This is a genomic window from Xanthomonas sp. WCS2018Noco2-27 (genome assembly GCF_031843525.1).
In the GTDB taxonomy this organism is placed as follows: domain Bacteria; phylum Pseudomonadota; class Gammaproteobacteria; order Xanthomonadales; family Xanthomonadaceae; genus Xanthomonas.
Genome location: NZ_JAVTIK010000004.1, coordinates 103,199 through 116,571, shown reverse-complemented (window position 1 = coordinate 116,571; position 13,373 = coordinate 103,199). Strand labels below are relative to the sequence as shown.

General features: G+C 65.0%; 9 protein-coding genes and 1 other RNA gene. 5 read left to right on the top strand and 5 right to left on the bottom strand.

What is annotated here, in order from left to right; translation table 11 throughout:
* Nucleotides 1-941 precede the first annotated feature (941 nt).
* Both RQH86_RS09585 and RQH86_RS09580 read left to right on the top strand, forming a co-directional pair.
* Nucleotides 942-3,380, top strand: coding sequence for a membrane-bound PQQ-dependent dehydrogenase, glucose/quinate/shikimate family (locus RQH86_RS09585; RefSeq protein ID WP_311239623.1), 2,439 nt, complete (start codon nt 942-944; stop codon nt 3,378-3,380).
* A gap of 728 nt (nt 3,381-4,108) precedes the next feature.
* Nucleotides 4,109-5,977 carry a methyl-accepting chemotaxis protein gene (locus tag RQH86_RS09580; RefSeq protein ID WP_115554422.1) on the top strand — a complete coding sequence of 623 codons (1,869 nt, stop codon included), beginning with the start codon at nt 4,109-4,111 and terminating at the stop codon, nt 5,975-5,977.
* Between the two features lie 592 nt (nt 5,978-6,569).
* Here the strand turns inward: RQH86_RS09580 and RQH86_RS09575 are convergent.
* From RQH86_RS09575 to rluD, 4 genes are read right to left on the bottom strand one after another with little or no spacing between them, the layout of a single operon-like run.
* Complete coding sequence (locus RQH86_RS09575; protein ID WP_238155985.1) at nt 6,570-7,004, bottom strand: thiol-disulfide oxidoreductase DCC family protein; 435 nt, start codon at nt 7,002-7,004, stop codon at nt 6,570-6,572.
* On the bottom strand, nt 6,991-7,521 hold the full coding sequence (locus tag RQH86_RS09570; protein ID WP_055850321.1) for a DUF4166 domain-containing protein: 531 nt from the start codon (nt 7,519-7,521) through the stop codon (nt 6,991-6,993). Before RQH86_RS09570 ends, RQH86_RS09575 begins: the two co-directional genes overlap by 14 nt.
* Entirely contained in the window at nt 7,518-8,333 is an 816-nt protein-coding gene (pgeF, locus tag RQH86_RS09565; RefSeq protein ID WP_311238936.1) for a peptidoglycan editing factor PgeF, read from the bottom strand. The genes RQH86_RS09570 and pgeF overlap by 4 nt, the downstream gene beginning before the upstream one ends.
* Before the next feature lies 1 nt (nt 8,334).
* Nucleotides 8,335-9,330, bottom strand: a complete 996-nt coding sequence (rluD, locus tag RQH86_RS09560) for a 23S rRNA pseudouridine(1911/1915/1917) synthase RluD (protein WP_055848915.1) — start codon at nt 9,328-9,330, stop codon at nt 8,335-8,337.
* A 120-nt stretch (nt 9,331-9,450) separates the two neighbouring features.
* Between rluD and RQH86_RS09555 the strand changes: the two genes are divergently transcribed.
* The 3 genes from RQH86_RS09555 to RQH86_RS09545 all read left to right on the top strand — a co-directional run bounded on the left by RQH86_RS09555 (nt 9,451) and on the right by RQH86_RS09545 (nt 11,720).
* Nucleotides 9,451-10,332 carry an outer membrane protein assembly factor BamD gene (locus tag RQH86_RS09555; RefSeq protein ID WP_055848912.1) on the top strand — a complete coding sequence of 294 codons (882 nt, stop codon included), beginning with the start codon at nt 9,451-9,453 and terminating at the stop codon, nt 10,330-10,332.
* A gap of 284 nt (nt 10,333-10,616) precedes the next feature.
* Nucleotides 10,617-10,694: non-coding RNA, sX9 sRNA (locus tag RQH86_RS09550), on the top strand.
* Between the two features lie 48 nt (nt 10,695-10,742).
* The gene (locus RQH86_RS09545; RefSeq protein ID WP_311238935.1) at nt 10,743-11,720 is read left to right on the top strand and encodes a hypothetical protein; all 978 of its coding nucleotides are present in this window, start codon (nt 10,743-10,745) and stop codon (nt 11,718-11,720) included.
* On the opposite strand, the gene RQH86_RS09540 is transcribed toward RQH86_RS09545, so the two are convergent.
* Entirely contained in the window at nt 11,714-13,354 is a 1,641-nt protein-coding gene (locus tag RQH86_RS09540) for an NAD+ synthase (RefSeq protein ID WP_115528729.1), read from the bottom strand. The two genes, RQH86_RS09545 and RQH86_RS09540, sit on opposite strands and share 7 nt — an antisense overlap.
* Nucleotides 13,355-13,373 lie beyond the last annotated feature (19 nt).

Genomic DNA, 13,373 nt, shown 5'->3' with positions numbered 1-13,373 from the left:
TACGGCAGTCACGCAAGCAATCCGACATTGTGCTCGATGGACTGTCGCTGCCCTGGCTTGAGCGCTGTGCGTTGGAGCGAGCGACGTACTCTGGATTGAGCACTGTGCTCTGGATTCACCGTGGTGCTGAAGTGCCCGCATTTTTTTGCCAATCCCAAATCCCAAATGCAAAATCCCGGCTTCAAACGCCGTCGCCTGACGCAATCCGGCGCGATACGGCCGCACCGGTGCCCTGCGCTCTTCGCCATGCGCGGCACGGCGCACAAACTCGCTGCATGCATTTCCTTCTCCCTCCGGGAGAAGGTGCCCGAAGGGCGGATGAGGGTACGGTTACAAGAGATTTCCGGCAGGTGCACTTGTAGCCATGCGGGAATTTCAAGCACAGCTTTAAGCCGCAGCGCTCTAGGGCACAGCGAAGTAAGGCTTCCACGCCCTTCAGGCGCGGGTGGCTTTTTCGGCCACGCATGACTGCGCTGCTCGGCTTGCTTTAAGGCGACTGGGTGAGTCAAAAGCAAAAAACTGAGCTAAGCAAAGCAACGGCAAGGCCAATGCAGAGCAAGCCGAACAAAAAAAGCGATTCGAAAGCGACAGCGAATCTCGCGTGCATCACTGGTCAGGTATCACCGCGCATCAACAGAAAATGTCAGCGCCCTTCGCTGCACTGCTCAAATTCCACGCAAATTCAGTAGATCCGAGCTGCAGGTTGGAACGGTGGTTCCTATTCCGTCACGGACAGGCGGCGCTCAGAGGTCTAAAATATTCACATGAGTAGCGCTGAGGACCCTGGGAGGGGCTGCGCGTTCATATCCAAGGTCGCCGGCAACCTTTGCCAACGGGTGACCTCTCTCCCTCCACGACTTGTCGCCGGTGCATGCCGCCCAAGTCCTTCCTGATATCTCAAAATGACTGATCAATCCTCAAAACGTGGGCTAGGCACCTGGTTGCTGGTGGCCTATGCAGTGGTGATCGCCGTGCTCGGTGCGGTGCTCGCCTATGAAGGCGGCCGTCTGGTCGCTGTCGGCGGTTCCTGGTACTACCTGCTCGCGGGCATTGCGCTGCTGCTGGCCGGCGTGTTGCTGGCGCTGGGCAAGCGTGCCGGCCTATGGCTGTTTGGCGCCACGCTGGCCGCCACCATCGCGTGGGCGCTGTGGGAAGTGGGTCTGGATGGCTGGGGCCTGGTCCCGCGTCTGGCCTGGATGTCGGTGCTGGGCTTGGTACTGCTGCCGTTCTGGGGCGTGGCGCGTCGGCGCATGCAGCCGTTGTCCGGTGCCGGCTATGTCGTGGTGACCGGCGTGCTGCCGATCCTGGGCGCAGCGCTGATTCTGTGGCCGCTGTTTATGCCGCGCAATGTGGAACTGGCTGACGCATCAAAGCAGCCGACCGACAACGCCACCGCCTTCAGTCGCGGCAGCGTGCCCAGCCCGGACGGCAATGTCGCTGCCAATCACGACGCCAGCAACTGGACCGCGTATGCCGGTTCCAACCTGTCCAATCACTACACCCCCGGCGCGCAGATCACTCCGGACAACGTGAAGAACCTCAAGGTGGCCTGGGAATTCCATACCGGCGATCTGAAGCCGGCCGGCTCCAAGCTGGGCTACGCCTTCCAGAACACCCCGCTCAAGATCGGCGACCTGCTGTACATCTGCACCCCGACCCAGAAGGTGATCGCGGTGGAAGCGGCCAACGGCAAGGAGCGCTGGCGCTTCGACCCGCAGACCAACCCCAAGGCGATGGCCGGTGTGGCCGCCACCACCTGCCGTGGCGTGTCGTACTACCAGGCGCCGGAAGGCACTGCCGACTGCCCGACGCGAATCTTCTGGCCGATGGTCGATGGTCGCCTCGGCGCGCTGGACGCGCAGACCGGCAAGTTGTGCACCAGCTTCGGCAACAACGGCTATGTGGACCTCAATGCCGGCACCGGCAACACCAAGCCGGGCTTCGTCGGCCCGACCTCGCCGCCGGTGGTGATGCGCGGCGTGGTGATCCAGCCGACCGGCCAGGTGCGTGACGGCCAGGAAGGCGATGCGCCGTCGGGCGTGGTGCGCGGCTTCGATGCCCTCACCGGCCAGCTGCGCTGGGCCTGGGATCTGGGCAACCCGGCGATCACCGCCGAACCGCCCGCTGGCCAGACCTACACGCGTTCGACCCCGAACGTGTGGTCGCTGATGGCGGCCGACGATGAGTTGGGCCTGGTGTATCTGCCCACCGGCAATGCGTCCGGCGACTTCTTCGGCAAGGGCCGTACACCGCAGGATGAGGAATACACCGCCTCGTTGGTTGCCGTGGACGCAGCCACCGGCAAGGAGCGCTGGCATTTCCGTACCGTCAACCACGACCTGTGGGACTACGACATCGGCCCGCAGCCGAACCTGGTCGATTGGCCGGTCGCCGGCGGCGGCACGCGTCCTGCGGTGATCCAGGCCACCAAGTCCGGCCAGGTGTTCGTGCTGGACCGCGCCACCGGCGCGCCGTTGATGCCGGTCAAGCAGATGGCCGTGCCGCAGGGCACTGACCACGGCGACTGGACCGCTGCCACCCAGCCGATCTCACCGGGCATGCCCAACACCGTGGGCGCGCCCAGCCGCGAGGTTGAGACCATCATCGAATCCGATGCCTGGGGCATGACGCCGTTCGATCAGCTCGCCTGCCGTATCCAGTTCAAGCAGCTGCGCTACGAAGGCATGTTCACCCCGCCGACGCTGCAAGGCTCGCTGGCATTCACCGGCAACCACGGCGGCATCAACTGGGGCGGCGTCTCGGTCGATCTGCAGCGCGGCATCATGGTGATGAACAGCAATCGCCTGCCCTACACCTTGCAGGTCTATACCCGCGAGAAAATGAACGAACTCGGCGTCGTGTCGGTGTTCGACGGCAAGAGCAAGACCCCCGGCTACATGGCGCAGAAGGGCCTGGCCTATGGCGCGCGCAAGGAGCCGTGGATGTCGCCGCTCAACACCCCGTGCGTCGCCCCGCCGTGGGGTTACATCTCCGGTGTGGATCTGCGCACGCAGCAGGTGCTGTGGCGCCGTCCGCTCGGCACCGGCTACGACCAGGGCCCGATGGGCATCCCGTCCAAGACCAAGTTCGAGATCGGCACGCCTAACAACAGCGGCTCGCTGGCCACCGCCGGCGGCGTGACCTTCATCGGCGCAACCCTGGACGACTTCATGCGCGGCTTCGACACCCGCACCGGCAAGCAGGTCTGGGAGACGCGCGTGCCGGCCGGCCCGCAGGCTGCCCCGCTGAGCTACACCATCGATGGCAAGCAGTACATCGTGGCCGCCGTGGGTGGACACGACCGCATGGAAACCAAGTCCGGCGACAGCGTCATCGCCTGGGCATTGCCGGACGCTGCACCAGCGGCGCCGGCGAAGTAATCGCCAGCCCTTTTGGGCAGTGACACAACAGACCGGCCGTCGCGAGACGGCCGGTTTTTTTATGGGCGCGGCCTGTCGATTGGGTGGATCGTCGTTGCCCAGAAGGGTGGAGCATGTGGTGTGCGGTCGGAATCCGTGGTTCCGGCAACACGCCTGAATTGCACGGTGTTGCGTCCGCCGATGACAGGTGTGCCGGAACTGCGGTTTGACCGACGGGCCATCTGCATCGCACCGAGCAGTGTCGGAGTGAGGTCTTTCCGAAGTTCTTCGGGTCGCTACCTTTCAAGTTCTCCTGCTGCGATTTCCCGACGCCCGGTGCACTGCCATGGCGGTGGTTTGTGCCCGCTCCGATTTCAGCGCGATGTCGGACTACCGGCAACAGTGCAAAGCGCGCTAGTCGCCGCTGCCAGATCTGAGAGAAGCAAACCGCCCATCTGCATTCCATCGGAGCGCCAAATTGCGCGACCTCACAACAGCCTAAATTCACGTCAAATTTACAACCAGGCACACCGCTTCCGGGCAGCCGCGAGCTGCTCAAAACATACGCACCGCAACTGAAAACGCTTCCAAATCAACCACATCAGCTTTTTGTGGGTTCGGCAGCACGCATTCCGACAAACGGTCCTTTCACACCATCATGATTCGGGCTCGGCCGCCGATACCCCATTGCAGCCCACTCCTGCCGCACACCGTTCCCCCTTTCCCAGAACACTAGTCGGACTCAGCCTATGTTGCCTTCACACGATGCCGCACCCGTTTCCCGCCCACCGGCGGATGCAAACGTTGCGCGTACCACCTGGACTGCATGGATGCCCGCTGCCGCACACCTCGCGCTGCTGGCCTTGCTGACGTTCTATGCAGCCACGCTGGTGCCCGGCGGCGTCGGTAGCGCGTTCGCGAAGCTGTTCCCGGCCCTGCTGGTGCTCGGCGCGGCCAGCGTCGGCCTGTGGTGGTGGACGCGTCGTCGCAACAGTGCGCAGCTGCAGCAGGCAGTGAGTGCCGTCGCTGCGCTGGGCGAAGGCCGCTTTCAGCGCCTGGACGCGCGTACCGCCTCCGGTGAACTGGCACCGCTGCTGCGCACGTTGCAGGCGACCCAGGACAAGCTGGCCATCCGCATCGACGTGATGGAACAAGGCCTGCGCCACGGGCAGTTCGTGATCAAGGCACTCGACGATCTGGACACCATGATCCGCATCGCCGACGACGACGGCCAGGTGCTGTTCGCCAACCGCAAGCTGCTCGCGATGCTCAAGCTGATCGAGCCGGATGTGCAGAGCTTCCGCCCCAGCTTCCATGCCGAAGGATTCGTCGGCGGCAGCATCGGCGACATCTACCCGGACAGCCAGGCCGCCATCGACCGCATGCGCGCGTTGAACGCGTCCAAGGCCGTGCGCGCGCCGTTCTTCGGGCGCCAGATCGACTTCGTATACAGCCCGATCATCGCCGCCGACGGCACCAAGCTGGGCACCATCGCGCAGTGGATGGACGTCACCGCGCAGGTCAACGCCGAGCAGGCGCTGATCCAGATCATCGATGCGGCATCGGCTGGCGACTTCAGTCGCCGCATGCAGGTCGACGGCATGGATGGCGTGCTGCTGTCGCTGGCGCAAGGCATCAACCGCATCTACGACTCGGTGGAAACCCACCTGGCTGCGTTGGCACGCGTCATCAGCGCGATGGCCGAAGGTGACCTCACCCAGCGCGTGGACGGCGACGCGCACGGCATCTTTGCGCGTCTGCGCGACGACACCAACCAGACCGTCGCCCGTCTGACCGAAATCATCGGCGGCATCCAGACCGCATCGGACACCATCCGCCAGGCAGCGGTGGAAATCGCCGCCGGCAATACCGATCTGTCCGAACGCACCGAGCAGCAGGCGGCGAATCTGGAAGAAACCGCAAGCTCGATGGAAGAACTCACCTCGACCGTGAAGCAGAATGCCGACAGCGCGCTGCAGGCCAACCGCCTGGTGGTGGGCACCGGTGAAGTGGCGCAAAGCGGCGGCCAGGTGATGGACGATGTGGTCGCCACCATGAGCCAGATCAGCACCGCCTCGCGCAAGATCGGCGAGATCATCGGCGTCATCGACGGCATCGCGTTTCAGACCAATATCCTGGCGCTCAATGCCGCGGTGGAAGCGGCACGTGCCGGCGAACAGGGCCGCGGTTTTGCGGTCGTCGCCTCCGAAGTGCGCGCACTAGCGCGGCGCTCGGCTGATGCCGCAAAAGAGATCAAAACGCTGATCGCCGACTCCACCGACAAGGTGGAGCTGGGCTCGGGGCTGGTGCATCGTGCCGGCGCGACCATGCGCGAGATCGTCGGCTCGGTCAAACACGTCACCGACATCATGAGCGAGATCACCTCTGCCAGCGCCGAGCAGTCCAGCGGCATCGAACAGGTCAATCGCACCGTCGCACAACTGGATGAGGTCACCCAACGCAACGCCGCGTTGGTGGAAGAAGCCACCGCCGCCGCACGTAGCCTGGAAGAACAGGCGGTGGAACTGGCTGATGCCGTCTCGATCTTCCGCCTGCAGCCTGCGCACAGTGGCAACTCGAACGTCGTGCGCGCAAGTTTCGGAAACGCGGCGGCCTAAATCGTAGGAGCGTACCTGGGCGCGACGAAGCATCACCGGTAACGCCCCATCGCGCCCAGGTGCGCTCCTACGCCAAGCAACAGTGCGTGTCTGCAATTATCGATCCGGCACGCGCAGCCGCAAACAACACGCCGAATCGAAGCGCCACCCCACAGATGAGCCAATCTTCGTAGGAGCGCACCTGGGCGCGACGAAGCATTACTGGTAACGCCCCATCGCGCTCAGGTGCGCTCCTACGCCAAGCAAGCGTGCGTGTTTTCCATCCTCGATCCGGCACACGCAGCCGCAGACAACACACCGAATCGAAGAGCCATCGCACAGATGAGCAAATCTTCGTAGGAGCGCACCTGGGCGCGACGAAGCATTACTAGTAACGCCCCATCGCGCCCAGGTGCGCTCCTACGCAAAGCAAGCGTGTCTTCCATCCTCGATCCGGCACGCGCAGCCACAAACAACACGCCAAATCGAAGCGCCACCCCACAGATGAACCAATCTTCGTAGGAGCGCACCTGGGCGCGACGAAGCTTTATCGGTAACGCCTCATCGCGCCCAGGTGCGCTCCTACGCCAAGCAGGCTTGGCGGCAGCGAGGGCTAATCCAGGAACCGCGCACGCTGCTCAGGTGTGGGCAGCATGCAGTGCTCGGTACGCCCGAACCAGCGATAGCGATTGCGCGCGATCAGGCGATAGCCGATGTCGCGCAAGCCACGTGGGACCACGCGCAACACTGCAAACAAGCGCCAAACGCCACCCAAACCGGCCAGCACGCGCACGATCGCATCGCTGTCGGTCCATGCACCGGTGTCGTCCACCAGCAAAAACGACAGCGGATCATCGGGATCCAGCCCGTGCTGCTGCAACAGCGCGCGCCCGGCGTGCCCCTGCATCGCGGCAAAGCGATAACGCCCACGTCGATCGTGGCGCAGCAGCAACGTGACCCAGCCATTGCACAGCAGGCACACGCCATCGAACACGATGGTTGCCGGCGCACTGCGCGCATCAACCTGCGGCGATTCAACCTGGCGCAAGCCAACCCTCGTAGCGAATGAACGGCCCGACCAGCGGCAGGTGCACGTCGACGAAAAATCCATAGCGGCCAGCGTCGGCATGCTCGCGGCAACGCACCTGCTCGAACCAGCGCGCAGGCAGCGGGATCCAGCCGAATGCCCACACGCGCGTGGCCTGCCAGTACAACGCGTCGGCATCGGCACGCAGCGCGAATTCGAAGCGCACCGCGCCCAGGTGCTCGCGCAGTGCGCCGCCCTGCCGCCACAACCGCGAATACATCGGCAACCCGGCAAAACGCCGATGCCAACGCTCGCCGTGCGCATCGACCAGAAACTCCACTTCGACATCCACCTCGCCAGTGCGCGGCAACCGGCTCAGCAACGCCAGTAACGGCACCAAGGCGTGGCGGCCGCGCTGGATCTGCGCCCGTCCGCCAAAGGTCTGCCGCTGCTGCACCGAGTGCAGCGCGCGCACCGGCGCGGGCAGCTGCGCGAATGCATCCTGGCCGAGTACCTGCGCGAACAATGGCGTGTTCAGGGCGCGATCCAGGCCAGCGTGGCCATGCGTCCGCTGCGACGGTCGCGGCGGTGCGAGAAGAAGCGTTGCGGATCGGAAATGGTGCACAGCCCGCCGCCATGGATCGCGCTGGCCGGCACGCCGGCACGCTGCAAGCGCTGGCGCGCCAGTGCATACAGATCCACCCGCCAATGCCCCGGGCGCGTGGCGATGAAGGCGGCCTGCGCCTGCGCATCGTCGGCAACGAAGGCGTCGAAGACGTCCTGCCCGATTTCATATGCCTGCGGTCCTGCTGCCGGTCCCAGCCATGCGATCAACCGCGACGCAGGCGTACGCATGGCGGCCACGCTGCGCTCCAGCATGCCGTCGGCCAACCCGCGCCAACCGGCATGTGCGGCGGCCACTTCGCTGCCATCGGCCGCCGCCAGCACCACGGGCAGGCAATCGGCAGTGAGGATCGCCAGCACCACGCCAGGCACGGCGGTGACAGCCGCATCGGCAATGGGTTCAGACGCAGCTGGCGCGAGATCGCCCGCGCCATCCGACCGCGCATTGGATGCAAATGGCGGCGCGTCGACGCGCATCACCTCCACACCGTGCACCTGCCGCAACCAGTGCGGCGCGCTTGGCAACGCCAGCGCTTCGACCAGCAGTGCCCGGTTGCGCTCCACCTGCTCGGGCGCATCGCCCTCGGGGCTATTGCGGTTGCCCAGATTGAGCGTGTCGAACGGCGGCAGCGAGCCGCCCAGCCCATAGCGCAATGTAGTCAGCGCCTGGATGCGTGGCGGCGCAGGCCAGTCGGCCGGCAGGATGCAAGGCGCGGCCACTGTCACTTCAGCGGCGCGCCAGCTCGGCGGCACGTGCGCTGTCTTCGCGCAGCGCGGTCATCAGCCGCTGCAGGTCGGCCGGCACCGGTGCGGTGGCGCGCACCGGCTCGCCGCTGACCGGATGCAGGAATTCCAGCGTTTCGGCATGCAATGCCTGGCGCTTGAAGGTGCGCAGCTCGTGCACCAGCTCGTCGGTGGCGCCCTTGGGCAGCTTGAGCGCGCCGCCGTACAGCGGGTCGCCAACGATCGGCGACTTCAGATGCGCCATATGCACGCGGATCTGATGGGTGCGCCCGGTTTCCAGGCGGCATTCCAGCGCGGTATGCGCACGGAAGCGTTCACGCAGACGGTAATGGGTGACCGCGTCGCGGCCGTCGTCGCGCACCGCCATCTTCAGGCGATCGCGTGGATGGCGGTCGATCGGCGCATTCGCGGTGCCGCCGGACACCAGCGCACCGACCACCACCGCCAGATACTGGCGATGCACATCGCGCGCCGACAGCTGTTCCACCAGCGCCGTCTGCGCCTGCACGGTCCGCGCGACCACCATGACGCCGCTGGTTTCTTTGTCCAGACGATGCACCACGCCGGCACGCGGCACCGCCGACAACGCGGGGTCGCGGAACAGCAGCGCATTGACCAGGGTGCCGTCCGGGTTGCCCGCGCCTGGGTGTACGACCAGGCCGGCAGGCTTGTCGATTACCAGCACCTGGTCGTCTTCGTACAACACGTTCAGCGGGATGTCCTGCGGGGCCGCATGGGTCTGGGTTTCCAGCACCACTTGCAGCTGCACGCTCTCGCCGCCGCGCAAGGTGTCGCGTGGACGCGCCATTTCGCCATCCAGCAGCGCATCGCCGGACTTGATCCATTCCGACAGCCGCGAGCGCGAGAATTCGGGGAACAGCTCGGCCAGCACCGCGTCGAAACGGCGCCCTGCGGCGTTATCGGGCACGATGGCCTGACGGATGGACGGGTCGATAGGGTCGGCAGATGGGTCGGACATGGACACTGGCACTCAGGCAAAAACGGGAATTTAGGGGTCCGGGAGGCAGGAGTCAGTCGCCGGACAGGCCACTAGGCTATCATCGCGCTTTCGTTTTCCTGACGCGTCCTTCCCAGACCCATGATCCGACGGTCCACGTTTTCCGCGCCTGCGCGCCTGATTGCCCTCATGCTGGTCATGGCGTTCGTCGTCACCGGCTGCCACCGCGGCGCCAAGGACAAGAATCCCGATGAGGGCATGCCGGTCGAGCAGCTCTATGGCAAAGGCCACGGCCTGATGGAGAAAGGCAACTGGGCTGGCGCCGAAGCCAGCTACAAGCGCCTGATCGCTCAGTACCCGTATGGTCCGTACACCGAGCAGGCGATGATCGAAAGCGCCTATGCCCAGTACAAGGCCGGCAAGCACGACGACACGGTGTCCAGCGTAGACCGCTTCATCCGGACCTATCCCACGCACCGCAACATCTCGTACCTGTACTACCTGCGCGGGCTGGCCAACAGCAACCGCGACACGGTGTTCCTGCGCCGGGTGTGGTCGCTGGACCCAAGCCGCCGCGATCTGTCGTCGCCGCAGCAGGCCTACAACGACTTCAATACGGTCACCGACCGCTATCCCAACAGCCGCTACGCGCCCGATGCGCGCAAGCGGATGATCGAGCTGCGCGACGTGTTCGCCCAGCACGAGCTGGATAACGCGCTGTACTACCTGCGCCGCAACGCCTGGGTGTCCGCAGCCGGCCGCGCCAACTACCTGCTGGAAACCTACCCGCAGAGCGCCTATCAGTACGACGCCGTTGCCGTGCTGGCGGAGGCCTACACACACCTGGGCAACAAGACCCTGGCCGCAGACGCGCGACGCGTGCTCGAACTCAACAGCCCGCAGCACCCGTGGCTGACCGGCAATTGGCCGAAGTACCCCTGGGCGATCCGCAAGCTCAACCCGTTTGCTGGCGAGAAGTCCGCCGCGACCGGTCAGCGCAATGCACAGATGAGCCGCGACTGAGACTTGCAGTCACTGCCGAATACATAAGGGGCCGAAAGGCCCCTTTTTCATGTCTGAGAGGTCGGTGCGGCAAACCACCGTAGCAGTGAGCGCTCCCCACTGCGGTCGCGTCTGTGTGCGCGTGCTCGCTCCCTGTGCCGGCGTATCGCAAGCCCGCGCGCGTCCCGTAACCGGCGCCAGATCACCGAACCGGCGGGCTGGCCTGCCTATACTCAAGCCTTAGAGCAGCTAACAAAACGACTGTGCTCATCGCCAGGCGGGCGCGGCCGGTTCTCGGAGTCGGCATGTACTACGCGCATACACTCCGGTTCCTCCGCGCCGTCCACACCCACCTGACGACTGCTCGGGACGGTTTGTTAGCCGCTCTTAGGAAGATCCGACTCCCCGCCGGCGCCAGCCAAGGAGGCCGCATGTCTCGTCTCATCGCCCTATTTTTGCTCGCGGTGTCGCTGGCAACACTGAGCACGGTCTCAATCGCGGCCCCGATCGTCTACGGCGTCAACGCCCACGACAATCGCCCCGGCTACCCCATGAACCAGGCCGAGGCACGCTTCAAACTGCTGGCCGCGCGCAATCTGCGCAGCTACCGCTTCGATGTGGATCCGCGTGATTACGCAACGCTGGATGCGCTGGTCCCACTGGCGCGTCAGTACGGCATCACGCTACGCCCGATGGTCTACCCGATGTCGCGCGAGATCGGTTACCAACTGGCACGTCGCTATGCGGCCGACATCAAGGTCTGGGAGATCGGCAACGAACAGGACCTGGTGCGCGCCGAAGCCGATGCCCGCATCGCCGCGATGACCACCATGTATCTGGGGATGCGCCAGGCCTCCAACGAACTGGGCGCGGGCCTGCGTTTCACCATCAACATCACCGCCTGCAACAGCGACGACCGCAGCGCCAACGCGCGTTGCCCAGGCGACCGCAATGGCTCGCTGTGGTTTCTTGCCAAGGCCAAGGCCGCCGGTTTCGACTTCGACCACATCAGCTTCCACTACTACGCCTTCCACCACGATGCCGGCTACTGGACGGACTTGTACCTGGGCCAGCTACGCACCGCCGCGCAGACCTACAACACGCCGGTGTTCTTCAACGAGCTGAACTGCGCCGAGATCTACACCGGCAACACCACCGGAGGCACGGAAGGCGACCGCGGCTGCTTCGACAGCCTGGCGCAGTTGCTGCGCAACGTGCGCGCCAACTATGCCGACGTCGTGTCCGAGATCAATGTCTACGAGTTGCTGGACCAGAGCACCATCCAGGGCGCAGAAGGCCATTTCGGCCTGATGTACGACCTGACGCGACCCAAGCCGACTCTTGAGTTGCTCACCCGCTTCGCGCAACCGCCGGCCACCGCAGCGATGGCCGACGCGCCGGGTTACTGACCGGAATACCCGTTGGTGATCGGGTAACGCCGCTCGCGACCGAACGCGCGTCGCGAGATCTTCGGCCCGGGCGCAGCCTGATGGCGCTTCCATTCGTTGATCCGCACCAGGCGCAGCACGTGTTCGACGGTGTCGGCCGCATAACCGGCGGCAACGATCTCGTCGCGCGACTGCTCCTGGTCGACATAGCGATACAGGATGCCGTCCAGCACATCGTAGGGCGGCAGCGAATCCTGGTCGGTCTGGTTGTCGCGCAGCTCGGCCGATGGCGGGCGCGAGATCACCGCCGGTGGAATGACCGGCGCACCGCCGACGGTATTGCGCCATTTCGCGAGGCCGAATACTTCGGTCTTGTAGAGATCCTTCAGCGGCGCGTAGCCACCGCACATGTCGCCGTAAATGGTGGCGTAGCCCACTGCGTATTCGCTCTTGTTGCCAGTGGTCAGCAGCAACCCGCCGAATTTGTTGGACAGCGCCATCAAGATCACGCCACGGCTGCGCGACTGCAGATTCTCTTCGGTGATATCCGGTTGGGTGCCTTCGAACATCGGCCCCAGCGCGGCGAGCAAACCTTCGAAGGCCGGCTCGATCGCGATGGTTTCCAGCTTCACGCCCATCGCGCGGCATTGCTCCTCGGCCAGATCGTTGGACAGACCGGCGGTGTAGCGCGACGGCAGCCGCACCGCAGTGACGTTATCGCCGCCCAGCGCATCGACCGCCATCGCCAGCACCAGCGCCGAATCGATGCCGCCGGACAGGCCCAGCCACACCTTGCTGAAGCCGTTCTTGCGGCAGTAATCCTGCAGGCCACGCACCACCGCGCGCCAGGCGAGCGCGTCCATGCTCTCGTCGCCATCGTCCACCCAGACCACCGGGGTGAAGCGGCGTTCGCCGGCGGCGTAGTCCACCACCAGCCATTGATCGACAAAGGCGGCGGCGGCCGGATGCACGGTGCCGTCGCCATCGGCCACCACCGAGGCGCCATCGAACACCAGCGCGTCCTGGCCGCCGACCACGTTGAGATACGCAATCGCCGCCCCGCTTTCGCGCGTGCGCTCGGCCAATAGCGCATCGCGCTGCGCGTGCTTGCCGCGCTCGTATGGCGAGGCATTGGGGACCAGCACCAGCTCGGCGCCGGCGTGCACGGTTTTGGCCAGCGGCTCGGCGAACCACAGGTCTTCGCAAATGACGACGCCCACCTGCACGCCCTTGACCGTGACCACGCAATTGTCGCCATCCGGGTCCACATCGAAGTAACGACGCTCGTCGAACACCGCGTAGTTGGGCAGTTCGCGCTTGCGGTAGGTCGCTTCGATGCGGCCATCGCGCAACACGCTAGCCGCGTTGTAGACCACGCTACCGGCGCTTTGCGGCCAGCCGACCACGGCGACGATGCCGCGCGTACTCGCCGCAATGCGCGTCAGTGCTTGTTCGCAGTGCGCCAAGAACCCCGGACGCAGCAGCAGATCTTCCGGCGGGTAGCCGCTGATCGCCAGTTCGGGAAACAGCACGATGTCCGCCTCGAACTCATCGCGTGCCGTGGCAATGAAGTCGATGATGCGATCGGTATTTTTTGCCACCGCCCCAACCGGAAAATCGAACTGGGCCATGGCGATGCGGAGGATCTGGGACATATCGGCAGCCTTTTGCGGT